This window comes from Promicromonospora kroppenstedtii (assembly GCF_044389675.1).
Taxonomy (GTDB): domain Bacteria; phylum Actinomycetota; class Actinomycetes; order Actinomycetales; family Cellulomonadaceae; genus Promicromonospora; species Promicromonospora kroppenstedtii.
Map to the genome: position 1 here is coordinate 121,982 of NZ_JBIRYI010000006.1, position 25,480 is coordinate 147,461.

Annotated in this window: 18 protein-coding genes; 13 read left to right on the top strand and 5 right to left on the bottom strand. The window is 73.5% G+C overall.

Translation table 11 applies throughout. The features are described 5' to 3' along the window. Window positions 1-112: 112 nt before the first annotated feature. From ACH47X_RS11240 to ACH47X_RS11270, 7 genes are all read left to right on the top strand, one after another. Window positions 113-1,798, top strand: a complete 1,686-nt coding sequence (locus ACH47X_RS11240; RefSeq protein ID WP_397404235.1) for a pyridoxal phosphate-dependent decarboxylase family protein — start codon at window positions 113-115, stop codon at window positions 1,796-1,798. Then, the gene (locus tag ACH47X_RS11245; protein WP_397404237.1) at window positions 1,795-3,294 is read left to right on the top strand and encodes a lysine N(6)-hydroxylase/L-ornithine N(5)-oxygenase family protein; all 1,500 of its coding nucleotides are present in this window, start codon (window positions 1,795-1,797) and stop codon (window positions 3,292-3,294) included. Before ACH47X_RS11240 ends, ACH47X_RS11245 begins: the two co-directional genes overlap by 4 nt. After that, window positions 3,209-5,782 (top strand): GNAT family N-acetyltransferase, encoded by a 2,574-nt coding sequence (locus tag ACH47X_RS11250; RefSeq protein WP_397404239.1) that lies wholly within the window; start codon window positions 3,209-3,211, stop codon window positions 5,780-5,782. The genes ACH47X_RS11245 and ACH47X_RS11250 overlap by 86 nt, the downstream gene beginning before the upstream one ends. 8 nt (window positions 5,783-5,790) lie before the next feature. Further along, window positions 5,791-8,463: a GNAT family N-acetyltransferase gene (locus ACH47X_RS11255; RefSeq protein ID WP_397404241.1), complete on the top strand. Its 2,673-nt coding sequence runs from the start codon at window positions 5,791-5,793 to the stop codon at window positions 8,461-8,463. Between the two features lie 9 nt (window positions 8,464-8,472). Continuing rightward, a complete protein-coding gene (gene ddaH / locus ACH47X_RS11260; protein ID WP_397404243.1) occupies window positions 8,473-9,252 on the top strand; it encodes a dimethylargininase in 780 nt (259 codons plus the stop codon). A gap of 112 nt (window positions 9,253-9,364) precedes the next feature. Further along, window positions 9,365-11,305: an ABC transporter ATP-binding protein gene (locus tag ACH47X_RS11265; RefSeq protein WP_397404245.1), complete on the top strand. Its 1,941-nt coding sequence runs from the start codon at window positions 9,365-9,367 to the stop codon at window positions 11,303-11,305. Continuing rightward, on the top strand, window positions 11,302-13,161 hold the full coding sequence (locus ACH47X_RS11270) for an ABC transporter ATP-binding protein (RefSeq protein ID WP_397404248.1): 1,860 nt from the start codon (window positions 11,302-11,304) through the stop codon (window positions 13,159-13,161). The genes ACH47X_RS11265 and ACH47X_RS11270 overlap by 4 nt, the downstream gene beginning before the upstream one ends. Before the next feature lie 29 nt (window positions 13,162-13,190). Here the strand turns inward: ACH47X_RS11270 and pdxR are convergent, their stop codons facing one another. Then, window positions 13,191-14,519, bottom strand: coding sequence for a MocR-like pyridoxine biosynthesis transcription factor PdxR (pdxR, locus tag ACH47X_RS11275; protein WP_397404250.1), 1,329 nt, complete (start codon window positions 14,517-14,519; stop codon window positions 13,191-13,193). Window positions 14,520-14,659: 140 nt separating this feature from the next. On the opposite strand from pdxR, the gene ACH47X_RS11280 reads away from it, so the two are divergent. Continuing rightward, window positions 14,660-15,406, top strand: coding sequence for a pyridoxamine 5'-phosphate oxidase family protein (locus tag ACH47X_RS11280; protein WP_397404252.1), 747 nt, complete (start codon window positions 14,660-14,662; stop codon window positions 15,404-15,406). 79 nt (window positions 15,407-15,485) lie between these two features. Here ACH47X_RS11280 and ACH47X_RS11285 read toward each other — a convergent pair whose 3' ends face one another. Continuing rightward, the gene (locus ACH47X_RS11285) at window positions 15,486-17,363 is read right to left on the bottom strand and encodes an HNH endonuclease (RefSeq protein WP_397404254.1); all 1,878 of its coding nucleotides are present in this window, start codon (window positions 17,361-17,363) and stop codon (window positions 15,486-15,488) included. Window positions 17,364-17,803: 440 nt separating this feature from the next. On the opposite strand from ACH47X_RS11285, the gene ACH47X_RS11290 reads away from it, so the two are divergent. Further along, window positions 17,804-18,766 (top strand): DMT family transporter, encoded by a 963-nt coding sequence (locus ACH47X_RS11290; RefSeq protein ID WP_397404256.1) that lies wholly within the window; start codon window positions 17,804-17,806, stop codon window positions 18,764-18,766. Window positions 18,767-18,781: 15 nt separating this feature from the next. Here ACH47X_RS11290 and ACH47X_RS11295 read toward each other — a convergent pair whose 3' ends face one another. Continuing rightward, entirely contained in the window at window positions 18,782-19,786 is a 1,005-nt protein-coding gene (locus ACH47X_RS11295) for a hypothetical protein (RefSeq protein WP_397404258.1), read from the bottom strand. Between the two features lie 341 nt (window positions 19,787-20,127). On the opposite strand from ACH47X_RS11295, the gene ACH47X_RS11300 reads away from it, so the two are divergent. Then, on the top strand, window positions 20,128-20,700 hold the full coding sequence (locus tag ACH47X_RS11300) for a DinB family protein (RefSeq protein WP_397404260.1): 573 nt from the start codon (window positions 20,128-20,130) through the stop codon (window positions 20,698-20,700). 23 nt (window positions 20,701-20,723) lie between these two features. Here ACH47X_RS11300 and ACH47X_RS11305 read toward each other — a convergent pair whose 3' ends face one another. Next, complete coding sequence (locus ACH47X_RS11305) at window positions 20,724-21,182, bottom strand: hypothetical protein (RefSeq protein WP_397404262.1); 459 nt, start codon at window positions 21,180-21,182, stop codon at window positions 20,724-20,726. 48 nt (window positions 21,183-21,230) lie between these two features. Then, the gene (locus tag ACH47X_RS11310) at window positions 21,231-22,151 is read right to left on the bottom strand and encodes a LysR family transcriptional regulator (protein WP_397404264.1); all 921 of its coding nucleotides are present in this window, start codon (window positions 22,149-22,151) and stop codon (window positions 21,231-21,233) included. Between the two features lie 95 nt (window positions 22,152-22,246). Here ACH47X_RS11310 and ACH47X_RS11315 point away from each other — a divergent pair, with 95 nt between their 5' ends. Genes ACH47X_RS11315 through ACH47X_RS11325 form a run of 3 tightly spaced genes read left to right on the top strand, consistent with a single transcriptional unit; the run spans window position 22,247 to window position 25,287 of the window. Then, on the top strand, window positions 22,247-23,242 hold the full coding sequence (locus ACH47X_RS11315; RefSeq protein WP_397404266.1) for a threonine/serine dehydratase: 996 nt from the start codon (window positions 22,247-22,249) through the stop codon (window positions 23,240-23,242). 10 nt (window positions 23,243-23,252) lie between these two features. Beyond that, the gene (locus ACH47X_RS11320) at window positions 23,253-23,873 is read left to right on the top strand and encodes an L-threonylcarbamoyladenylate synthase (RefSeq protein WP_036959699.1); all 621 of its coding nucleotides are present in this window, start codon (window positions 23,253-23,255) and stop codon (window positions 23,871-23,873) included. A 10-nt stretch (window positions 23,874-23,883) separates the two neighbouring features. Continuing rightward, window positions 23,884-25,287, top strand: coding sequence for a UTP--glucose-1-phosphate uridylyltransferase (locus tag ACH47X_RS11325; protein ID WP_397404269.1), 1,404 nt, complete (start codon window positions 23,884-23,886; stop codon window positions 25,285-25,287). Window positions 25,288-25,480 lie beyond the last annotated feature (193 nt).

Sequence of the window (25,480 nt, forward strand, 5' to 3'; positions counted from 1 at the left end):
CCATGGCTTGACGCGGTTCGCCCAAGGATTAAGTTAGGTCAGGCAAACCTAAGTTGCTCTACGCCGTCCGGTCCGGGCGGCGTTCCTTTCGCCTTCACGAGGAGCCTTCCGCATGCCCTCACGCCTGCCCGCAGTGACGCAGCCAGTGCCCACCGCACCCTCGCCGGGTACGAGACACGACACGACCGCGCTCCTGCGCGGGGCCACCGCGAGCACGTATGCGGACACGGTCCACGCGGTCGCAGACGACATCGCCGCCCGCCTGATGTCCGTCACCCAGCCGTTCTCGGGCGCCAGCCGCCCCGAGCTGCAGGGCCTGGTGGACGCCGTGGACCTGGACGGCCCGCCGTCGGGCACGGCCGAGGCGCTGCGCGAGGCCGCCGAGCTGTACGCGAGGCACGCGATCTGGTTCCACGAGCCCACCTACGCCGCCCACCTGAACTGCCCGGTCGCGCTGCCGGCCGTGGGTGCCGAGACGATGCTCGCCGCGATCAACACCTCGGTCGACACCTACGACCAGTCCACCGTGGCTACGCTCATGGAGCGGCGCCTGGTCGAGTGGACGGCGGGCCGCATCGGCTTCGCGGTGGACGACGAGCCCGGTGGTTCTGTGAACGGCGGGGCCGACGGCATCTTCACCTCCGGCGGCACCCAGTCCAACTTCCAGGCCCTGTTCCTGGCCCGCGAGCGGGCGCGCCGCACCGGCACGCGCCTGGAGTCGATGCGCATCCTCGCCACCACGGCCAGCCACTTCAGCGTCGCCAAGTCGGCCCTGCTGCTCGGCCTGCCCGACGACGCGGTGGTCGCCGTCGGCACCGACACCGAGGGGCGGATGAGCGCCGACGCCCTCGGCGAGACCCTCGTCGACATCGAGCGCACGGGCGACACCGTGATCGCCGTCGTCGCCACGGCCGGCACCACCGACCGCGGCCGCATCGACCCGCTCGGCCCGATCGCCGACCTGTGCGACGCCGTCGGCACCTGGCTGCACGTCGACGCCGCGTACGGCTGCGGCCTGCTGGTCAGCCCCACGCGCCGGAACCTGCTGGACGGCATCGAGCGGGCCCGCAGCGTCACCGTCGACTTCCACAAGTCGTTCTTCCAGCCTGTCTCGTCGAGCGCACTCGTCGTGCGCGAGCGGGCCGACCTGGCGCCCGTCGCCTGGCACGCCGACTACCTCAACCCGGCGGAGGAATCCGGCGAGCCCACCCCTGACATCAATCAAGTCGACAAGTCGCTGCAGACCACGCGCCGCTTCGACGCCCTCAAGCTCTGGGTCACCCTCCGCGCGCTCGGCGCGGAGGGCATCGGCGCCATGGTGGACGCGGTCTGCGACCTCACCGTCGCCGTGCGCCAGGACCTCGCCGGAGACCGCGACTTCCGGCTGGTCGGCACCACCGACCTGTCCACCGTCCTGTTCCGCTACGAGCCCGAGGGCCTGGACCCGGCGCATGCCGACGCCCTCGTGCCACAGGTGCGGCGCGTGCTGTTCGACTCGGGCCGCGCGCTGGTGGCCAAGACCGTCATCGACGGCCGCCCCTGCCTCAAGCTCACCCTGCTCAACCCCGACGCCACGCTCGCCGACATCCGCGGCGTGCTCGAGCTCGTCCGCTCCGCCGCCCACGGGCTGCTCGCGGGGGAGGCGCTCGCTGACACCGACGAGCCGCCGTGCCGTGACGTGCACCCGCGGCTCGCGCGGGCGGAAGAGGGCAGTGCGGCGGAGAGCGCTGCGGGGGACCCTCGTCGTGGGGATGCCGGCGTCGGAGAGGCCGCCCCGACCGTGGAGGAGAGCCGATGACCCGCACCTACGACCTGCTCGGCATCGGCATCGGTCCGTTCGACCTGGGCCTGGCGGCCCTTGCCGAGCCCCTTGACGACGTCGACGCCGTGTTCCTGGACCAGCGCGACGGCTTCTCCTGGCACCCGGGGATGCTCATCGAGGGCACCACGCTGCAGGTGCCGTTCCTGGCCGACCTGGTGACGATGGCCGACCCGACGTCGCCGTACTCGTTCCTCGCGTGGCTCAAGGAGACGGGGCGGCTGTACCCGTTCTACATCCGCGAGTCGTTCTACCCGCTGCGCGCCGAGTACGACCAGTACTGCCGCTGGGTCGCGGGGCAGCTCCCGACGCTGCGCTGGGGACGTGAGGTGACGAGCGTGGTCCGGGTGCCGGACCCGGCGGCGGAGGCCGGCTGTCCCGGGGAGAGCGGCTACGTGTTCGAGGTGACGGCGCAGACGGCCGACGGCGCCGAGAAATACTGTGCCAAGCACCTCGTGCTCGGCACCGGTACCCGGCCGCGGCTCCCCGCCGCCCTGACCGGCCCGGCCGGCCAGGCGGGAGGGGAGGACGGGGGCCCCGTCGTGCACACCAGCGACTACCTGCCGAACCGCGACGCACTGCGGGCGGCGGGCTCGGTGACGGTGGTGGGCAGCGGGCAGTCCGCCGCCGAGGTCTACCGCGACCTGCTGGAGGACTGCGGAACCGGGCCGGGGGAGCACCGCGTCGACTGGGTGACCCGCTCGCCGCGGTTCTTCCCCATGGAGTACACGAAGCTGACGCTGGAGATGACGTCGCCCGAGTACACCGACCACTACGTGTCGCTGCCGATCGAGCAGCGCGACGTGCTGGGGCGCGAGCAGCGCAACCTGTACAAGGGCATCAGCGGCGACCTGATCGACGACATCTACGACACCCTGTACCGCAGGTCCGCGCTGGGGACCGAGGTGCCGACCACGCTGCTGTCGGACACGGAGGTCGTGGCCGCCCGGTACGAACCTGCCGGCCCGGACGCGGCCGGTGCGGGCGAGTACGTGCTGACCCTGCGCCACGCCCAGCTCGGCACGACGGTGGAGCACCGCACCGGCGCGATCGTCGCCGCCACGGGCTACGCCGCCACCGTGCCCGCGTTCCTGGCCCCGGGCCTGGTCAACCTCGACGCGCGCGGCCGCTACGCCGTGGCCCGCGACTACACCGTCGACGACGACCGGCGGATCCACGTCGTGGGCGGCGAGGAGCACACCCACGGCGTCACGGCGCCCGACCTCGGGTTCGGGCCCTGGCGCAACTCGGTGATCCTCGCGAACGTCACGGGCCGCGAGCCGTACCCGGTCGAGCGCCGGATCGCCTTCCAGCAGTTCGGCCTGCCCGGCGGGACCATGCCGGACGAGCAGCCCGACCACCAGACCCGCACGAGATGGAGGCCGCCCGGTGAGCGCCCCGACGACCACGCACGTCTACGCGACCTCGACCCGCCTCGGCGAGGTCACGATCGAACCCGTCGACCCCGACCGTGACGCAGGCCTCGTGCAGGGCTGGCTCGCGCACCCGGCGTCGTCCTACTGGCAGATGGGCGACCTGCACGTCGACGACGTGCGCGAGTACCTGGCCGGCCTCGCCGCACGCCCGGCCGAGAACGCCTGGCTCGGGCGGCTGGACGGCGAGGCCGTGTTCCTCACGGAGACCTACGACCCCCGGGTGCTGCTCGACGGCGTGCACGACACGCTGCCCGGCGACCTCGGCATGCACCTGCTCGTCGCCCCACCCGCTACGCCCCGGCACGGCCTGACGGACGCCGTGATGACCGCCGTCATGCGGTTCTGCCTGTCCGACGGCGGCGTACCGGCAGGTGTCCCGTCGAGCGTCCCGTCGGGCGGCGGCACGACCGCCGGTTCCGGCCAGGGCGCCCTGCGCGTCGTCGTCGAGCCCGACGTCGGCAACCGGAAGATCGCCGCCAAGAACGCCGCCGCGGGCTTCCGCGTGCTGCGCGAGGTGGACCTCGGCCGCGGCGCGCACGCCAAGCGCGCGGCGCTGAGCGTCGCGACCCGCGCCGACTTCGCGGCGTCCGCCCTGGGCGACGGCTTCGCGGCCCGACCCGAGCCCGTGAACCACCAGCCCGACCCGATGGTCGCCACGCACCTGACGTCAGGCCACATGGAGCACGCCCACCGGCATCTGGCCGCCAAGGCGCTGGCGGAGCTCGCCCACGAACGGCTCTTCCAGCCGGAACCGGACGGGACTGCCCGGGACGGGGACTCCGAGGGCGCCGACGGCCCGGCCCCCGACGCCTACCGCCTCGACCTGGACGGTGTGACCTACCGGTTCACCGCCCGCCGCTACGCCCTGGAGCACTGGGTGATCGACGCGGCGTCCATCCGGCGCACGGCCGACGCCGGGCTGCGCGGCGTCGTCGACCTGCCCGTGGACGCCCTGGAGCTGATCGCCGAGCTGCAGCCGCTGCTCCAGGTGCCCGACGCCCTGCTGGCGACGTACCTCGAGGAGCTGTCGGCCACCCTGGCCGGCGCCGCCGCGAAGCGCGAGCGCGAGCTCGACGGCACCACCGCCTCGGTGACGGGCCTCCTGGAAGCAGTCCGCACGGCGTCCGGCACGCACGCGACCGCCGAGGCGTTCCAGCAGGTCGAGGCGGCCATGACCGAGGGGCACCCGAGCTTCGTCGCGAACAACGGCCGCATCGGCTTCTCCCTGCGCGACTACCGCGCCTACGCACCCGAGCGCGGCGAGCGCCTGCGCATGCTGTGGCTCGCCGCCCGCCGGGAGCACACCCACCTGGCGCTCGCGGCAGACCAGACCGAAGCAGGCCACTACGGGGTCCCCGGCACCCCGGGCGAGCTGTCCGACGCCGAGCGTGCCGCCTTCGCCGACCGGCTCGCCGCCCGCGGCCTCGACCCGGCGGACTACCTCTACCTGCCCGTGCACCCCTGGCAGTGGGAGCACCGCGTCGCCGTGACCTTCGCGGCCGACGTCGCGCGCGGCGACCTCGTGCCGCTCGGTCCCGGGTCGGACGAGTACCAGCCCCAGCAGTCGATCCGCACCATGTTCAACCGCACACGCCCCGAGCGGCACTACGTCAAGGTGGCGCTCGCGATCCAGAACATGGGGTTCCTGCGCGGGCTGTCCCCGGCGTACATGCGCGCCACCCCGGAGATCAACGACTGGGTGGCGCAGCTCGTCGCGAACGACCCGACCCTGCGCGGCGCCGGGTTCGGCGTCCTGCGCGAGCTGGCGTCGGTGGGCTACACGGGCGACGTCTACCACCGCACGCCACAGCCCAACCCCCACCGCAAGATGCTCGCCGCCCTGTGGCGCGAGTCGCCCGTGCCCCGGCTGGAACCGGGCGACCGGCTGGTGACCATGGCGAGCCTGCTGCACCGCGACGCGAGCGGCGCCTCGTTCGTGTCCGCCCTGGTCCGCGAGTCCGGCGTGCCGCCCGAGCAGTGGCTGCGCGCCTACCTCGACGCCTACCTCTACCCGCTGGTGCACTGCCTGCTCGCCTACGAGCTCGCGTTCATGCCGCACGGCGAGAACCTCATCCTGGTGCTGCGCGACGGCGTCGTGCGGCGCGCCATCATGAAGGACATCGGCGAGGAGGTCGCCATGCTCGGGCACGGCGCCCTGCCCGCCGGCGTCGAGCGCATCCGCGCCGTCGTGGACGACGAGGAGAAGGCGCTCGCGATCTTCACCGACGTGTTCGACGGCGTGCTGCGGCACCTGTCCGGCATCCTCGCCGAGGACGGGGTGCTGGGCGAGGAACGGTTCTGGGCGCTGGTGGCCGAGACCATCGACCGGCACGCGGCCGAGCACCCGGACCTCGGCGCCTCCCGGCCGGGGACGGGCGTCGACCTGCGGGCCGCGCGGTTCGCGCACTCCTGCCTGAACCGCCTGCAGCTGCGCAACACGCTGCAGATGGTGGACCTGACCAACCAGTCCGAGTCGCTGATCTATGCGGGTACGCTCGCCAACCCGGTGACGCGGCGAGAGAGATGATGGGGAACGTGGACTTCGACCTGTTTCGTGACGACCTCGGCATCCCGCACGTGCGGGCCGCCACGGAGACGGCGCTGGCCTACGGCCAGGGCTGGGTGACGGCCCAGGACCGCGGGCTGCAGGTCGAGGCGGACCGGATGCGGGCCGAGGAGCGGTACGGCGAGATCGCCGGCAGCGCGGGCGCGGCCTGGGACCGGTTCGCCGCGCGGGAGCGGCTGGCCGCCACGGCCCGCGAGATCCACGACGCCCTGGGGCGGCCCGAGCGCGCGTGGCTGGCGGCCTACGCCGACGGCGTCAGCGCCGGGCTGCTCGCCGGTGGCCGGGACGTGCCGGAGCTGGCCGCGGTGCCGTTCCGGCCGTGGCGGCCGTGGACGCCGATCGGGGTGTTCCTCGCGAGCCACGTGCTGTTCAACGGGTTCCCGGGCATCCTCTGGCGCGCCCACGTGGCCCGGCACCTGCACGTCCCGGGCGTTCCGCTGGACCGGGTGCTGGGCCTGTTCGCCGCAGACGGCGGCTCCGGGTCGAACGCGTGGGCCGTCAACGGGCGGTTCACCGAGTCGGGCAGCCCGCTGGTCGCGGGCGACCCGCACCGCACCCTGGAGCTGCCCGGTCCCTACCAGCAGATCCGGCTCGCGTGCACCGACCCGGCCGCGCCGTACGACGTGCTCGGGTTCGCCTTCCCGGGGGTGCCGGGCGTGCCGCACTTCGGGCACGCGACGCAGTCGGCGGTCGTGCACGCTGCGGGCCGGGAGTCGTCCGTGGCCTGGGGCATCACCAATGCCGCGGCACACCACGTGGAGGTCGTGGCCGACGGTGCGGACGGCACCGGCCTCGAGGGCTGGCGGCTGCACTGGCCGGCCCGCGAGCTGTCGGACGTCGGTGTGCGAGCCTGGCGCGCGCTGCTGCACGCCCGCACGGCCCGCGACGTCGCCGACGCGTTCGCCGGGTGGGTGGACCCGGTCAACCGGGTGCTCACCGCCGACAGCACGGGCGACGTGCTGAGCCTGACCGCGGGCAAGGTCCCCGCCGTCCCGGCCGGCGCGCCCGAGCTGGCGCTGCCCACCGCGAAGCCCGCCGACGGCTACGTCGAGCTCCCGGCGCCCGCACCGGTCACCGAGGTCGCCGTCGACGCCAACGAGCGGCCGGCGACCCAGCGGCCCGCCGGGGCCGACGGCCGGCCGGGCTCCGGCCCGCGCGACCTGCGGCCGGGCCGGGAGGCGCACGCCCTGGGCTGGTCCTACGCCCCGCACCGCGCCGAGCGGATCCGGCAGCTGCTCGCCGCCGGCACGGCCCCGGAGTCGTCAGCCACGCAGGCCCGGATCCACGGCGACACCCGTGACCTCGGGGCGCCCGGCCTGGTGGAGCACCTGGCTCACGACACGTCCGCGGCCGCCGTCCGGCTGCGTTCCTGGGTCGGCGACGGTGCCCACCTGGAGGCCGGCTCGACCGACGCCGCACTCTACATGCGGTGGCGCCACGCGCTGGCCCGCCGCCTGGCCGGGCACCCCGTGTTCGCCGGGCTGCACGAGCCGCACGGGCAGGACCCGGAGCTCGTGCCGGTGCTCGGCGGGGTGTTCGACGTCGCCGCCGCCGTCGGGGCGGGGCTCGCCCGCATCCTGGCCGCCGACTGGCTCGTCGTCGACGGGCCGGACGGGCGGCGGCTGCGGATCGACGTGGCGGCCGAGGCAAGCTCGGCGCTGGCCGAGGTGGCCGCCGCGCCGCCCGGATCCACGTCGTCCGAACCCAGCTGGGGCGACCTGCACGTCCCGGCTCCGCTCCTGCCGGTGCCCGACCTGGTGGCGCCTGACGTACCGGGACGCCCGCTCGGTGTGCGGCCCGCACCCGTCTCGGGGAACAACGAGTCGGTGCGCTGCACGGGCGGCTCGCCGGGAGTGGCGCTCACGACCTATCGCGCCTCGGTGGCCCGGTACGTCTGGGACCTGTCGGACCGCACGAAGAGCCGGTGGGGCGTGCCGTTCGGTGCCGACGGCCGGCCGGGCCGAGCGCACTTCGACGACCAGCACGCCACGTGGGCCGACGCCCGCACCACCGCCGTCGTCACCGACTGGGAGCGCCTGCGCCCGGCCGACACCAGCCTGCGCCTGCTGAACGGCGCCCGTGGCGCCGAGGTGTGGCGCCGCGACTTCGGGGCCCACGGCGTCGTCACGGCCCACGTGCTGGACCCGGACGCCGACGCCGACCTGCTGCACGGCTGGTTCACGCGGCCACGCGCCGCGTTCTGGGGGATGGGGGAGCACACCCGCGACGAGGTGCGGGACACCTACGCCTTCGTGGACTCCCTGGAGACCCACCACGCCTACCTCGTGCGCTGGGACGACGAGCCCGTGGTGCTCGTGCAGGCCTACCACCCGGAGCACGACCCGATCGGCACCGCCTACGACGTGCGCCCGGGCGACCTCGGGCTGCACTTCTTCCTCGGCAGCCGCGGCCCGGTCGCACGGCACGGCGCGCCCGAGGGCCCGTGGACCGTGCTCGGGCCGGCCATGCGCGAGTTCCTCTTCGCGGGGCCGGGCACCCGCCGCCTGGTGGGGGAGCCGGACGCGCACAACGAGAAGGCGCTGCGCCGCATGCAGGTCATGGGCTTCACCGCGGGAGAGGTGGTCTCGTTCGAGTCGCCGCAGGGGCCCAAGGTCGCGCGGATGGCGTACCTGGAGCGATAACGTCGCGGGATGGTCACCACAGAGCCCGCGCACCGCACCCTGCTCGTCCGCCCGCCGTCGCCCGCACTGGCCGACGGCGAGCTGACGCACCTCGAGCGCGTCCCCGTCGACGCGGCCCTGGCCGCGGCGCAGTGGGCGCGGTACGTGGACGTGTTCCGCGACCTGGGCTGGGCGGTGCACGAGCTGCCCGCCGCCGACCAGCACCCTGACGGGGTGTTCGTCGAGGACACCGTGGTGGTCTTCGACGACCTGGTGGTCCTGACCCGGCCCGGCGCCCTGTCCCGGCGCGGCGAGATCGAGTCCATGCGGCCCGTGGCCGCGGCGACCGGGCGCGAGGTCGCCGAGATCACCGAGCCGGGCACCCTGGAGGGTGGCGACATCCTCAAGGTCGGCCGCACCGCCTACGTGGGCCGGACGCTGCGCACCAACGCCGAGGGCGCGGCCCAGCTGCGGGTGCTGCTCGAGCCGCGCGGCTGGACCGTCGTCGAAGTGCCGGTCACGAAGGCGCTGCACCTGAAGACGGCCGTCACCGCGCTGCCGGACGGCACCGTGATCGGATACCCACCGCTGGTCGACGACCCGTCAGTGTTCGAGACCTTCCTGGCGGTGCCCGAGGCCGAGGGCACCGCCGTCGTCGTGCTGGACCAGGGCACCGTCCTGCTGTCCGAGGGGGCGCCCGGGACCGCCGCGCTGCTGCGCGAGCGGGGGCTCACCGTGCGCACCACGCCCGTGAGCGAGTTCGAGAAGCTCGAGGGCTGCGTGACCTGCCTGTCCGTGCGCGTGCGCTGAATCCGGGCCCGAGGGACGCCCCGCCGTCGGCCCGGACTGTTGTGGTGCAGGTCACAGCCGGAAAGGTGCTTACCGAAACTAACAACTTGCGCCCGGCGGGATAATGGCTGTGATGCCTCCCACAGACGAACGCTCGAATCGATCCGATCCTTCTTCTGACCCCAGTAGCCCGCCCGGAGCGGAGCGCAGCACCTTCGCGTCGATCCGTCGCCTCCACCCCTACGTCCGGCCCGCACTGCCGCGCCTGGTCGGGGGACTGGCGGCCTCCCTCGGCGCCAGCCTGATGGCGCTCGCCATCCCGCGCGTGCTGCAGTGGGTCACCGACGGTCCGCTGACCGCCGGTGCCCGCGAGCACGACTGGTCGGGCCTGATCTGGTCCGTCGTCCTCGTCGCCGCGCTCGGCGTGGGCGAGGCCGGGCTGATCCTCCTGCGCCGCACGCTCGTCATGTTCCCCGGCACCCGCGTCGAGGCCGTGATGCGCATGGCGCTGTTCAAGCACCTGCAGGACCTCCCGGTCGCGTTCCACGACCGCTGGCCCGGCGGGCAGCTGCTCAGCCGCATCATGGGCGACCTCGGCCTGCTGCGCCGCTGGCTCGTGTTCGGCATCCTGCAGCTCGTGGTCAGCTTCGTGACCATCGTCGTGGGTGTCGGCCTGCTGGTGGCCACCGGCGGCTGGCTCGGGATCATCTTCCTGTGCGGCGCGATCCCCGTGACCATCCTGGCGTTCCGGTTCTCCCGCAAGTACCGCAAGATCTCGCGGCTCTCCCAGGACCAGTCGGGCGACCTCGCCACCACCGTCGAGGAGTCCGTCCACGGCATCCGCGTGCTCAAGGCGTTCGGCCGCGGCCCCGACGCCCTGGACTCGTTCACCGACCAGGCCTCCGAGCTGCGCGAGACCGAGATCCGCAAGGCCACGACCGACGCCGGCCTGACCACCGCGCTACGCGTGATCCCCGAGGTCACGCAGGGCGTCGCGCTCGTGGTCGGCGTCTACCTGGTGGCACAGGGCGACATGACGCTCGGTGCGCTGGTCGCGTTCTTCACCACCACCGCCGTGATCAACGGGCCTGTCGTCGACCTCGGCATGACGCTGTCGATGACGCTCAACGCACGCACCGCCGTCGACCGGTTCTTCGAGGTCATCGAGACGGTCAACCCCCTGACCGACCCGGCCCGGCCCGCGGACCTACCGCCCGCCACGGGCGATACCGGCGGGCACGTCGCCTTCCGCAACGTCACCTTCCGGTACGACGACGCGGCCCGTCCCGTGCTCGACCAGGTCGACCTGGAGCTGCCGCCCGGCACCACCACCGCCCTGGTCGGCCTGACGGGCTCCGGCAAGTCGACCCTCGCGATGCTCGCGCCCCGGCTCTTCGACGTCACGGCGGGCGTGGTCGAGGTCGACGGCGTCGACGTGCGCGACATGACGCGCGCCCAGGTGCGCGAACGCGTCGCCGTCGCCTTCGAGGACCCGACGCTGTTCTCCGCCTCCGTACGGGACAACGTGCTGCTCGGCGTGCGCGACGACCTGCCCGAGGCCGAGCGCGAGGCGCTCATGACCCAGGCGCTGGAGGTCGCCCAGGCCCAGTTCGTGCTGGACCTGCCCGACGGCGTCAGCACCCGGATCGGCGAGGAAGGCATGTCACTGTCCGGCGGCCAGCGACAGCGGCTCGCGCTGGCCCGCGCCATCGCCGCCCGGCCGCGGGTGCTCGTGCTCGACGACCCGCTGTCCGCCCTCGACGTCACCACCGAGGAGGCCGTCACCGCCCGGCTGCGGGACGTGCTGCAGGCCACGACCAGCCTGATCATCGCGCACCGGCCGTCCACGGTGGCCCTGGCCGACCGGGTGGCCGTGCTGCAGGGCGGCCGCATCACCGCCGTCGGCACACACCACGACCTGCTCGCGACGGACCCGCACTACCGGTACATCATCTCCAGCCTCGAACAGGACTACGAGGCGCACGACGGGGACAACCTGCCGCCGGATCCCTCCGATCCCAGGAGTGATGGTCCCCGGAACGCCGAGTCCGAGAGCCAGGAGGCGCTGTCATGACCACGACCACGGATCACACCACCGCGACGTCCGGTCGCCGCCGGCCCACCGACGCCGCCGCGGACGACGAGACACGCCTCGGCAAGGAGGCGTCGCGCGCCGTCCGCTCCCGGTCCATGCGCCTGCTGGGCGACCTCCTGCGCCCGCACAAGCGCGCCCTCGCCTGGGCCGCCGTGCTCGTGGTCGCGTCCACGCTCGGCCAGGTGGCCGGGCCATGGCTCGTGGCCGTAGCGATCGACAAGGCGGTGCCCGCCCTGCAGGACGGCTCGGTCACCCCGCTGGTCCTGACCGGGGCCGGGTACCTCGTCGCGGCCGTGCTCGGCGGCGTCGCGGCCGGTGCCTACGTGCGGGCCGCAGCGCGCATCGCCCAGGCCGTGCTGCTCGACCTGCGCCGCCGGGTCTTCCGCCAGACGCAGCGGCTCTCGCTCGAGTTCCACGAGTCGTACACCTCGGGCCGCATCATCTCCCGACAGACCTCCGACCTGGAGGCGCTGCGCGAGCTGCTCGACGGCGGCCTGACCGGCGTCGTCTCCTCACTGCTGCTCATGGTGTTCACCTTCGTGAGCCTGCTGCTCATCGACTGGCGCTCCGGCCTCGTGCTCGCCGTCGCGTTCATCCCGGCCTGGCTGCTGACCCGCTGGTTCCAGCGCATGTCCCAGCGGTACTACCGGGAGCAGCGGACGGCGTCGGCCCGGCTCATCGTCAAGTTCGTCGAGACCATGACCGGCATGCGCGCCGTCCAGGCGTTCCGCCGCGAGCCCACCACCGAGGCGGACTACGGCAAGCTCGGCGAGGACTACCGCGACGCCAACCTGCAGATCTTCGGCGTCAACGGCCGGTTCCAGCCCGGCCTGATCCTGATCGGCAACCTGACGGTCGTCGCGGCGCTCGCGGTCGGCGGCTGGCGGGTGCTGGACGGGGCGCTCGAGGTGGGCGTGCTCGCGGCGGTGCTGCTCTACTGCAAGCGGTTCTTCCAGCCGGTGCAGCAGCTCGGCATGTTCTACAACGCGTTCCAGTCCGCGACGGCGGCGCTGGAGAAGGTTTCCGGACTGCTCGCCGAGGAGCCCACCGTCGTCGAGCCCGCGAACCCGACGCCGCTCGCGCCGGCCGGCGGCCAGGCACGGGGTGAGCTGCGGCTGGACCACGTGCGGTTCCAGTACGGCGAGGGCCCCGTGGTGCTGACGGACCTGGACCTCACCATCCCGGCCGGGCAGACCGTGGCCGTGGTCGGCACCACGGGCGCCGGCAAGTCAACGGTGGCGAAGCTGGTCACGCGCTTCTACGACGCGTCTGCCGGCGCCGTGCGGCTGGACGGGATCGACGTGCGCGACCTTTCGTCGACCGACCTGCGGCGCGCCGTCGTCATGGTCACGCAGGAGGCGTACCTGTTCAGCGGGTCCGTACGGGAGAACATCGCGCTCGGCCGGCCGGGCGCGTCCCAGGAGGAGATCGAGGCGGCGGCGCGGGCCGTGGGTGCGCACGAGTTCGTCATGGAGATGCCCGACGGGTACGACACCGACGTGAACAAGCGCGGCGGGCGGGTCTCGGCCGGGCAGCGGCAGCTGCTGTCGTTCGCGCGGGCGTTCCTCGCCGACCCGGCGGTGCTGGTGCTCGACGAGGCGACATCGTCCCTCGACATGCCGGGTGAGCGGCTGGTGCAGCGAGGCCTGCAGACCCTGCTGGCCGACCGGACGGCAATCATCATCGCGCACCGGCTCTCCACGGTCGCGATCGCCGACCGGGTGCTCGTGATGGAGCACGGCGCAGTGGTCGAGGACGGCACGCCCGCAGAGCTGATCGCGGGCGACGGCCGGTACGCGCGGCTGCACGAGGCGTGGCAGGACTCGCTGGTGTGAGGTGCTCGTCCAGGCTCCGGGGATGATCGTCAGCGGCCACGCAGGCCGCTGACGATCGCCTCCAGCGCCCGGTCGAGCTCGGCGTCGGTCACGCCGCCGAAGCCGAGCACGAGGCCTGTCAGTTGTGCGCTGCGGCAGTAGTCCGCAAGGAGCCGGACGTCGAACCCGGCGGCGCGGGCGGAGGTCCGCGCCGTCCGCGCCGCCGCGGCGCTCGTGTGCCAGGTCGAGTACATGCCGGCCAGCGGCCCGGCGAGCGCGGCGTGCGGCTCCAGCGCCGCCGCGACCCGGGGCGCACGGTCGGCGTAGACGCGGCGGGCGGTGCGCACCACCTTGTCGACCCAGCCGTCACGAAGCAGGGTCAGCAGGGCGCGCTGGCTGGTCCAGGGCGGGGTGTCGTGCGTGATCGCCCGGCGCCGGAGCAGGCGCTCGTGGACCTCCGGCGGGGCGACGAGCCAGCCGAGCCGCAGGCTCGGGCTGACCGACTTCGACGCGGTGCCGACGTAGGCGACCTGCGACCGGTCGAGGGCCGCCAGGGCTGGTACGGGGGCGACGTCGTACCGGAACTCGGAGTCGTAGTCGTCCTCGACCACCACGGTGCCCGCGGCCCGGGCCGCCGCCAGGAGGGCGAGCCGGTCCGCGGCGGGCATGACCCGGCCGAGGGGATGCTGGTGCGCCGGCGTGACGTACGCGGCCGCGCACCCGGTCAGGTCCGTGACGGGGGCCAGGGCCGGATGGTCGACGACGACGCGGCCCGACATACGGATCGACTCGACGGCGGCGCGGTAGCCGGGGTCCTCGACCAGGACGTTTCCCGGGCCGAGCGCACCCAGGAGCTGGCGCAGGGCGTCGGTGGAGCCGGCGGTCAGCAGGATCTCGTCCGGGGCGACGGTCAGGCCGCGCGTGCGGGCGAGCCGCTCCGCCAGGGCCTCGCGCAGCTCGGGCAGACCGCTCGGGTCGGGATAGCCGCGGGGTGGCCTGGCCATGGAGACCTCCCGCCACGCGCGGCGCCAGCCCGCGAGGTGCCGCGGGTCGATCCAGGGGGTGCCCGCGTCAAGTTGGGTGTACTGCGGCTCCCGGGAGGCGGGCCGGTGAGTGCTGGGCTGCGTCGGAAGGGTCTCCCCGGAAGCGACGAAGGTGCCGGCGCCGCGCCGGGTCGAGACCCAGGCCTCGGCCAGAAGCTGGTCGTACGCCTGCTCGACCACGGCGCGGGACACCCCGAGGTCGGTCGCCAGGGCGCGGCTGGAGGGCAGGCGGTCGCCGGTGCCGAGGGTCCCGTCGGTGACCAGCGCGCGGACCGCGGCCGCGAGCTGGGCGGGGAGGGGTTCGGCGCGGGCGCGGTCGAGCCGGACGGGGAGCATGGGCTGGCTTTCGGCGTGGGCGGTTCGGGAGCGGAGCGATGTCAGCGGGCCGCTGGGGCCGTGGTCGCTGGGTAGTGGCCTGTTCAAGTGGTGGCGAACTGGCCCGTGTGCGTGGGCCACTTCGGGGCCAGGCTAACGGCATGACGACGTCCCAGCCTTCCTCCGTCTCCGTATCGCCTGGTCCCGGCGCCGAACCTCCTGCCGCACCGGCTACCGACACGCTCTCGCCGACGGCCCGGACGACGCCGACCCGCGGCCGGAACCGGCAGGTCGACGACCGGCGCCGGCTCATGGCGTTGCTCGACGACGCGCTCATCGCGCACCTGGGCGTCGTGGCGGGCGCGCACCCCGTGGTCCTGCCCACGGCCTTCGGCGTCGACCCCGCCGGGCCCGACGACGGCGGCACCCTGTACCTGCACGGATCGGTCGCGGCGGGCTGGCTGGCGCCTGCGCTCGAGCACGACGTGTGCGTCACGGTCACGGAGCTGGACGGCCTGGTCCTGGCGCGGACCGGCTTCCACCACTCGATGAACTACCGGTCGGCCGTCGTGATCGGCCGGCCGCGACGGGTGACCGACCAGGGGGAGCGGCGTCGGGCGCTCGACCTGATCGTGGACCACATGGTCCCCGGCCGGTCCGCGACCCTGCGGCCGCCGACCCGCAAGGAGCTCGCGGCAACCGTCGTGATCGCGCTGCCGCTGGCCGAGGCCTCCATGAAGCAGCGCGAGGGCGGGGCCACCCTCGAGCCGGGCGACCTGGAGCTCGACGGGTGGGCCGGGCTGGTGCCGGTGCGCCGTGTCGCCTCGCCGCCGGTCACCGAGGACTACGTCTCCGACGAGGTGCCCGAGCTCGTGCTGCGCCGCGCCGCGGAGCTCGGGCGGGTCTAGCCGCGCGAGGAAGAACTTGTGCCGGCTGCGTGCCCGTGGCCATCTGGAGCGCGGGTCAAGGCTTCATGTGGGGGCCTGTTCAGAACGGCGGCTCGTCCGACACGTTGGGCGGGTTGGGGCCGGCAGCTCGATCGGCTGGGGAGTGAGCTGAGCGGCCTTGGGCGGGCTGCTCCCGGTTCCCGAGCAAGTGTCGGACGTCGTCGGTGAGGCTGGTGACGTCGGCCTCGGTCGGACCTGGTGCGTCCAGAGCGGCAGCTTTCGCGTCAGCCATGGCGCGCCCAGCCTGGGCGGGTGGTCTGTTGTAGATGTGACCTGTCGGGGCGGTCCAGGTGGTGGTTCCGGTCCTGGGATCGCGAGTGACGTCCCAGCCGTCGTGCGTCTTCGCCAGGTGGTGTGCGCGGCACAGCGGCTGCAGGTTCCCGGCGCGCGTCTGTCCTGGCGCGCCGGACTCTTGTGAGGTGCGGTCCGGTGCGTGGTCGTAGGGCTGGATGTGGTCGAGATCGGCGCGGTGTGCGGGTCGGTCGCACTGCGGGAAACAGCAGGTCTGATCCCGCGCGGTGACTGCCTGGCGCAGGACCTTGCCGGGTTGGTAGCTCGTGGTGGAGTAGTCGGTCAGGATCCCGGTGACGGGGTCGGTCAGCATCCGCTGCCAGGTCGCGTCGGTGGCGATCCGTGCGGCCTGGTCGGCCGGTATCGGGCCGTAGCCGTCGAGGTGACCGGGAGAGTCGTCCAGGCCGAGCAGCATGGTGGCCGGCACGGTGACCCGGACCTGAGGTTTGACCGCGACGACCCGGATCGAGGTGCCGTCGCAGGTGCAACCCCCGCAGGTGCAGCCGGTGGCGGGCATCGTGGTACGCGGCAGGACCGACTCCGCCGGACCTGCGCCCGGGTCCGGCGCTGCGGCTTCGGGCGCGCACTCGGCCCGTGGCGGCACGACGACCCGCCCGGTCGTGATCGCCACGAAGGCGTCGGCGCGGGCCTGGGCCAGGGTGCGGGTGGTTCCGGGCGTCCGGCGGATGACGTGCGCGGCGGTGTCGATCGCGTCCCAGACGGCGGCCGCGTCGGTGGCGGGCAGGTTGGCGCTGATCCAGGCCATGGAGTTGTCGGCGGGGTCGAGGTAGACCGCGCGGCGGGTCATCGCCTGCCTGACCACTTCGGCGGTGCCGTGCAGGCGGGTGGCGTACTGGTTCATCTTGTCGCGCAGCCATCGACGCGTGCGGTCCGGCGCCTGGGGCAGGTAGAGGGTGATCGCCCGGTCGCGTTCCTCGACCGTCAGGGGGTTGCCGGAGCGCAGCAGGATGTCGGCCTTGGCGACGTCGATCTGGGCCTGGTGCAGGGCGTCCATGACCTGGGGGTGCTCGGCCAGGCCGCTCCCACGGGCCATGAGCTTGTTCGCGTCGGTCTGTGGCACGCGTAGCCGCGCGCTGACCTCTGCGGCCGCGGTGGTGTGTTCCTCCGTCCATCCTCGGCGTCGCGCGATCTCGCCGGCAGCGCGTGACTGCATCGCGGTGGCCCAGGAGATCACCTCCTGCCAGCGCGCCGCGACGTCCACCAGCTCGCCGTCACCGGCATCCGCCACCTCGACATCGGCCAGGACGGCGACCAGCGCGGCACCCATCGGCGACGCGGAGATGTCTTGCTCGGCCGAAACAGCGGTCGGGGCCGCAGTGTCTGAACCGGTGCTGCCAAGGCTGCCAACCGCGGAGCCGGTGACGACACCGTGGCCGACCCACGTCAAGCTCGCCGCGGGCAACATGCCCTCGCCGTCCGCCGGGAGCACACCCCAGTTCAGGCCGGGGGTCAGCGAGATCGTCGACTCGCCACCGCCGCTGCCCTCCGCAACGTTGTCCGTCGCGGTGTGCAGTGCGACATCCCCGGCGCAGGCTTGCCGCCAGGAGCGCTCCACGACGCCGACCCCGCCCTGGTCGCTCGCGCTGCCGTTCAGATCCCGTTCCATGTACACCCCCTTCGTCCGGCAAAGCTGTCGATCGCGATTCCAAGCATCGAATATATGTTCGATTCAGCCTTGGCCGCATCTCCAGTTCCAAAGCTGTGGACAACCGGCCGGGCAGCCGCAGTGTCCGGATCAGCCGGCAACCAGGCGCCACGCCCCGGACCCGAACGAGACCCTACGCGTGCTCACCGACACGGCCACCAACCGACGCCCACGCACCCACCACAAACCACCCGAGACACCCACCCTCACCCGGCAACACCGCTGCTAGCATCCCGTCCGTGGCTCCGAACTTCTCCGTCCTCCCGCCCCCGGTCGCCTGACCGGAGCGGCACCGCGACCGGCCCGCACGGGCCGGCGACGAGGCGTGCTCCGTGACGATCCCCGTCCTCGGAAGTCCCTCGGAACGGGCCGGTGCCAGGCGCGACCGGCCAGGAGCACACATGTCATCAACTCGAGTCGGGCTGCTGCTCGTCTGCCTCGCCGGAGTCCTGTGGGGCACCGGCGGCCTCGCCCTCGAAATCCTCCGCGACCACTCGTCGATGTCCGTCCTGACGGTCAGCGCGTATCGCATGCTGATCGCGGCCGTCGCACTGGTCGCCGCCTCGTCCGTCCTGCGGCGGGGGCCGCAGCTCGTGGCGCTGGCGCGGGCCCATCCGGTGCGCGCCGTCGTCGTCGGGGTGGGGACGGGCGCCTATCAGGCACTCTACTTCGGCTCCGTGGCCACCGCGGGCGTCACAGTCGCGACGGTCGTCAGCCTGGGTCTCGCCCCGGTCCTTCTCGCCGGGGCGGACCTCGTCCGGGCCCGACGCCGGACCGCCCCGCCGCGCAGCACCCTGCGCCTCGGGCTGGTCGTCTCCGCGGCGCTGTCCGGGCTGGTGCTGGTCAGCGCCGCCGCGGGGGCCGACGCCGTCGGGAGCCGGCCGGTGCTCGGCCTGCTGCTGGCCGTCGCCTCCGGCTCGGTCTACGCCGGGACGACGGCGCTGGGCGGCACGCTGCTGGCGTCGCCCGCCGTCGACCCGCTCGCCCTGACCACCGTGGCGACGACGGCGGGCGCCGTCGCACTGGTCCCGGTGGCACTGGCCGGTGGTGGACCGTTCGTCACGAGCGACCCGGCCGCGCTCGGCACCCTCGCCTACCTCGGCGTGTTCACGATGGCCCTCGCGTACGGGCTCTTCTATGCGGGGCTGCGCAGCACCCGCAGCGGTGCGGCCGTGGTCGCGACCCTGGTGGAGCCGGTGACGGCGGCCGTCGCCGCGGCGGTCGTGCTGGGGGAGCGGCTCGGGCCGGCGGGAATCGCCGGGTCGGTCCTGATCCTCGCCGCGGTGGCCGGCCTGGACGAACCCGAGCCGGACCGTCCCGCCCACAACGGACCAGGCCCGGCAGGACCCAGCCCGGACCTGTAGCCGGTGCTCAGGACCTCAGGCGTAAGACCAACGCCCGTCCTGCCGCAGCCTGGGCTGGGGCGGGACGGGCGTCTCGTGGTCGACGGCGGTGATCTGGCCGGTGTTGTACTGGTCCGCGATGTACTGGCTGAACTGGCCCGAGTCGAGCGTGTGGGCGTTGTCCTCGTAGTCGTAGGCGCGGTACCCGTCGGGACCTGCCGGCACGTATCCCCGGGGCGCCGCAGCCATACCCGCGTCCGGGGCGCCGACCGAGTGCGTCCCCGCGGCGCCGGCCGCGTGCGAACCGGGCGCGGCCCCGTACGCCCCCTGACCTGCCCCGGCGCCGTAGGCCCCCGGGTCGTAGCCCTGCTGCCCGCCCCGGTAGTCCAGCTCGGCTCCGGCCGCGTACTCGGTCTGGTATCCGGCGGGATGCGCCGCCGCCTGCCGCGCGTCGTGGCCCGGTTGGTAGGCGGGGTAGGCGCCCGTGTTCACCTGCTGCGCGGCCGGCTGCCACAGGTCGGCCGGGGGGTTCGGCGAGTCGAACGACGGCGTCGCCCCGGTCAGCCCCTGCGCCGCCTGGTTCTGCGCCGCGAACAGCGCCGACGCCCCGGCGTCTGGCTGGACCCCGTTGAGCTCGCCGTGGATCCGCCCGGCGAGGTTGGCCGCGATCGCGAACCGGAGTGGCGCCAGCGAGTCCACCGACATGGTGCCCGTCACCGCGGGCGGCGGGAGGAACGCGAAGACCTCGTCGTCGCCCAGCCGCATGCCCTGGCCGAGCGCGGCGTTGAGCGTCTCCTCCAGGAGGTACTCGGCGCGGCCGTCCTCGGTCTCGAGGTCGGCGAACATCTCGTCCATCGAGCCCCACCGGCGCTCCAGCGTGCCCTCGACGGTGTCGAGGAACCACCAGCCGTCGTGCGACTCCAGGAAGAGGTCGCCGAAGCAGGAGGCGAAGCGCGGGGTCTTGTCACCCGTCCCTATCCACGACCAGGACGACAGCGCGAACTCGTAGGCGTCAGGTGCGAATTCTCGGATCAGGTGCACCTGGCGAATGTTGCCATGCTCACACTCCGAGCAAAAGGGGCGTACTAGATATGTAACGATTCGGCTCATCGGTTTCACCCGAATGTTTTCCTCCCGGAAACACCTGGCGACCCCGGAAGGGCGCTCGCCACCGTCGCGGCATGGTGGACAGCGACGACGATGCGCGGCACGACGGCCGGCACCCGAGCGGCCAGCTCGCGCTCGACGCCCGGTGCCACGGACATGAGCCAGCACGTGCTGGCGATCGGTACGGTCGCCCCATGACTTCGCAGAGCAGCTCGAGTTCGGAGGCCGGCAGCATGGGGACCAGCAGCGTGGGGACCAGCAGCACGGAGGACAGCATGAGCACGAGGATCAGCCCCGCGTCCCGCGCCGAGATCGACCAGATCGAGCGCACCGACCCGCCGGCCGCGGCCGACGAGGTGACGATGCTGCGGTCCTTCGTCGACTTCTACCGGGCCACGATCCGGCGCCAGTGCGCGGGCCTGACGGCGGAGCAGCTGCGCACGCCGCACCCGCCGTCGACCATGACGCTGGCCGGGATGCTGAAGCACCTCGCCTACGTCGAGGACGTGTGGTTCTCGGTACGCCTGCGGGGCAGCGAGCCCGCGGCGCCGTGGGACACGGTCGACTGGTCCGCGGACCGCGACTGGGACTGGAACAGCGCCCTCGCGGACACCCCGGAGCAGCTGGTCGCCCTGTTCGACGACGCCGTGGCCGCCTCCGAGCGAATCCTCGACGAGGTCGTCGGCGCGGGCCTGGACCAGGAGGTCGCGCGGCCGTCGGGCCATGCCGGCCACGGCGGGCGCATCACGCTGCGCTGGATCCTGGTGCACATGGTCGAGGAGTACAGCCGGCACGCGGGCCACGCCGACCTGCTGCGCGAGGCCCTGGACGGCGCGACCGACCTGTAGCGCCGTAAGCTCCCGGGCCCGGGTCAGAACAGCAGCCACGCGAGGTCCGCGGCCTCCAGCACGATCCAGAACCGGAGGAACCGGCCGACCAGGCCGGTGCTGACGAACAACCACATGCGCACGCGCAGCACGCCCGCGACCACGGACATCACCATGAACGGCGGCAGCCCCGCGAACGCCGAGGTGAGCAGGACCAGCCCGGTGTAGACGGGGCGGCCCTCGGTGCGGCCGCGCCAGCGGGTCATCGCGGCCTCGATCCTGGGCGACTCCAGCTTGCTGCGCAGCCAGGGCAACCGGGTGGTCCCGGCGCCGGCCCAGTACCAGAGGAGCTTGCCGGTGATCTGCCCGACGGCGGCCACCGCGGCCAGCACGACGCTCGGGTAGGTCTGGTCGGCGGCGGCCACCGCGAGGTAGGCCTCCAGGGCCATGAACGCCGCGACGGCGGCGCCGGCCGAGTAGAAGAAGGTCGAGACGAGCAGCATCGGACCGGGTCCGCCCTCAGGTCTCGGGGCTCGGTGTGGTGGCCGGGGTCACACCGGGACGTTAGCGCCTGCTGCCACGAGCTGCCGAATCAGTGCCTCGGCGGGCGGTGCGGGCGGGCCGACGGTGAGGGCCATGACCCGCCGCTTCGCGCCCGGCAGGGGAGCCGTGGCGATGCCCGGGTGCCGGTGCGCGAGCAGGGTGAGCCCGGGCAGCAGGCTCACGCCGGCGCCCGCGGCGACCAGTGCCTGCACGGCCACGTAGTCGTCGGTCTCGAACGCGATCCGGGGCGCGAAGCCGACGGCAGCGCAGCGGGCCACCATGTCGGCGCGGCAGCGTTCGCAGCCCGCGATCCAGTCGGCGTCGTCCAGGGCCTTGAGGTCGGGGACGACGCCGGGGCCGGGTGCGGCGTCGAGGTCCGCGGCCGTGACGAGGTTGACCTGCTCGTCGAGGATCGTCGTCGCCTCGAATCGCGACAGGTCGTCCATGGAGCGGGCGTGCCGCACGTCCATGTGCTCGAACACCAGCGCGACGTCGACCGCGCCGGACTGCAGGGCGGCGACGGCGTCCGGTGGCTCGTGCTCGACGAGCCCCACGGACAGACCGGGGTGCTCCTGCACGAGCCGGGCGACGGCGTCGGGGACGAGGGTGGCGAGCGCCGAGGGGAAGGCGGCGAGGCGGGCGCGTCCCGCGCGCAGGCCCGCCAGGGCGTCGAGCTCGCGGCGCGCACCCTCGACGCGGCCGAGGATCTCCTCGGCGCGGTTGGCGAGCAGGCGCCCGGCCTCGGTGAGACGGACGCCGCGGCCGTGCCGCTGCAGCAGCGGGATGCCGGCGTCGGCCTCCAGGCGGGACAGGTGGTGGCTCACAGAGGGCTGCGCGTAGTGCAGCTCCTTGGCCGCGGCCGTGACGGAGCCCGTACGGGCGACCGCCGCGAGGACGCGCAGCCGGGTGAGGTCGAGCTCTGCGGTCATGCCCCCAGGTTAGCGCAGAAAGATAGGCTCCATCGATCGAAAGTCGAAGTAACAGGTATTGGACCTATGGGTCATGGGCGGGTCACGCTGGGTTCATGAAGCTCGTCGAGACCCGTCCTGACGTCACGATCGCCGACGTGCTCGCCGCGCAGTCGCGTCTGGACGGCACGGTGGTGCGCACCCCCGTGGGGGAGTACCCGGACCTGACCCGGGCCACCGGCGCCGACGTGGTCGTCAAGCACGAGAACCAGCAGCGCACCGGAGCCTTCAAGGCCCGGGGCGCCAGCAACCTCCTGCTCGGGATGACGGCGGCCGAGCGCGCCCGCGGCGTCGTCGCCTACTCCACGGGCAACCACGCGCAGGGCGTCGCCTACGCCGCCCGGCTGACCGGCACCGCGTGCACCATCGTCATGCCCGACGACCCCAACCCCGTCAAGCTGCGAGCCGTCCTCGACCAGGGCGCCGACGTCCTGCTCCAGGGCGCCACGTTCGACGAGGCCCGCGAGCGGGCCACCGCGCTCGCCGAGGCCTCCGGGGCGCGGCTCGTCGGCGCCGCGAACGAGCCCGCCATCATCGCCGGCGTCGGCACGCTGTACCTCGAGATGTTCCAGCAGGCACCGGGCCTCGACGTGCTCGTGGTCCCGGTCGGCGGCGGCTCCGGCGCCTCCGCCGCCGGACTGGTCGCGGCCGCCGTCGCGCCGGGCACCGAGGTGATCGCCGTCCAGTCCGCAGCCTCGCCCGCCGCCCACGACTCCTGGCACTCGGGCGCGCTCGTCGAACGGGCGAACGCCACCCGTGCGGAAGGCCTCGCCGTCGGCTGCGGGTTCGAGGTCACCCAGGGGTTGATGCGGCGCCACCTGACCGACTTCGTGCTCGTCACCGACGAGCAGATCACGCTCGCCCAGGAGCTGTACCTCACGGGTGCGCACACGGTCGCCGAGGGCGCCGGAGCTGCCGCGCTCGCCGCGGTCCTGGCCGACCCCGACCGGTTCGCCGGCCGCCGCGTCGGCATCGTCTGCACAGGTGGGAACGCCAGCGCCGAGGAACTGCGCCGCGCTCTGGCGCGCGCTGAGGGGCCCGCACCCGACTAGGCTCGGCCGCATGGCCCGCTACTTCGACGTCCACCCCGTCGACCCCCAGCCGCGCGCGGTCGGGCAGGTGGTCGCGATGCTGCGCGACGACGCGCTCATCGCCTACCCGACGGACTCCTCCTACGCCCTCGGCTGCCGGATGGACTACCACGACGGCGCGGACCGCATCCGCGGCATCCGGCGGCTCGACGACAAGCACCACTTCACGCTCGTGTGCGCGGACTTCGCCCAGCTCGGCCAGCTCGTCAAGCTCGACAACTCAGCGTTCCGAGCCATCAAGGCCGCCACGCCCGGGCCCTACACCTTCATCCTGCCCGCGACCGCGGAGGTACCGCGCCGGCTCGCGCACCCCAAGAAGAAGACCGTTGGCGTGCGCATCCCCGACTCCGCCGTCACCCAGGCGCTCCTGCGCGAGCTCGGCGAGCCCCTGCTGTCCTCCACCCTGATCCTGCCCGACCACGCCGAGCCCCTGACCGACGGCTGGACCATCAAGGAGGAGCTCGACCACGTGCTCGACGCCGTGGTGGACGGCGGCGACGCCGGCACCGAGCCGACGACGGTCGTCGACTGGTCCGACGGTTATCCACAGGTCGTCCGAGAAGGTGCCGGCGACCCCACCCGTTTCGAATAGCCTGGGGGCCATGACCGACCCCACCGGGCTCGAGCAGGCCCGCACCAAGATGACCCAGGCAGGCGTCGTACCCGCCGCGATCGACACGTTCACGCGGTTCTACCACCTCCTGGAGTCCGGCGAGACCGGCCTGATCCGCGAGACCGACATCGACCCCCTCGTCGACATCCCCAACCGCGCCGAGCTGACCATCAGCGCCGACGACGCGGCCGCCGCCCTCGCGAAGACCGCGATGCTCAAGCTCAACGGCGGGCTCGGCACGTCCATGGGCATGGACAAGGCCAAGTCGCTCCTGCCCGTCCGTGAGGCACCCGGCGGCGGCGAGATCCTCACCTTCCTCGACATCATCGTGGGCCAGGTCCGCGCCGCCCGGCAGGCCACCGGCGCCCGCCTCCCGCTCCTGTTCATGAACTCCTTCCGCACCCGCGAGGACTCGCTGGCCGCCCTGGAGCGCTACACCGACCTCGCGGTCGACGGCCTGCCCGTCGACTTCCTGCAGAACCGCGAGCCCAAGCTCCTGGCCTCGGACCTCACCCCCGTCACCTGGGAGAAGGACCCCGACCTCGAGTGGTGCCCGCCCGGCCACGGTGACCTCTACCCGGCCCTGCACGCCTCCGGCGTCGTCGTCGCCCTCCTCGACGCCGGCTTCCGCTACATGTGCGTCTCCAACTCCGACAACCTCGGCGCTACGCCCGACGCGACCATCGCCGGCTGGTTCGCCGCCTCCGGCGCCCCCTACGCCGCCGAGCTGTGCCGCAAGACCGCCGCCGACGTCAAGGGCGGCCAGCTGGTGGTCCGCAAGGCCGACGGACGCATCGTCCAGCGTGAGACCGCGCAGACCCACCCCGACGACGCCGCCGCGTCGCTCGACGCCACCCGGCACCCCTTCTTCCACACCAACAACCTCTGGTTCGACCTCCAGGCGCTCGCGGACGAGCTCGAGCGGACCGGCGGCGTGCTGGAGCTGCCCCTGATCCGCAACGACAAGACGGTCGACCCCTCCGACCCGTCCTCGCCCGCGGTGGTGCAGATCGAGTCCGCCATGGGCGCGGCCGTGGCCGTCTTCGAGGGCGCCACCGCCATCGAGGTCGAGCGGTCCCGGTTCCTGCCGGTCAAGACCACGAACGACCTGCTGGTGCTCCGCTCCGACGTGTACACCCTCACGCCGGACTACCTGCTCGAGGCCCAGGCGCCCGCGCCGCTGGTGGACCTCGACAAGGCGCACTACAAGCTCATCGACGGCTTCACGCAGCGGTTCGCCGCGGGTGCGCCGTCGCTGCGCGACGCCGACTCGCTCACCGTGCGCGGCGACTGGACGTTCGGGTCGGGTGTGCGGGCCGAGGGCAAGGCGGCACTCGCGGGCGACGGCGGCACGGTCCCGGACGGCGCGACGGTCGGCGCGGACGGGTTCTGACTCACGCTGGCGCGTGCGGTCGGTGAGACATCAGGTGATCGGTAGAAGGTCAGGTGGTCGGCAGCTCGAGCTGCCGACCACCTGACCTTCTACCGACCATCCTGTTCGGCGGGTTCCGCTCCCGGGACCGGGTGTCCGCCCCGCGGGGGGGTGCGCCACGTGTCCGCCATCGCGGCGACCCGCGCGGGCAGCG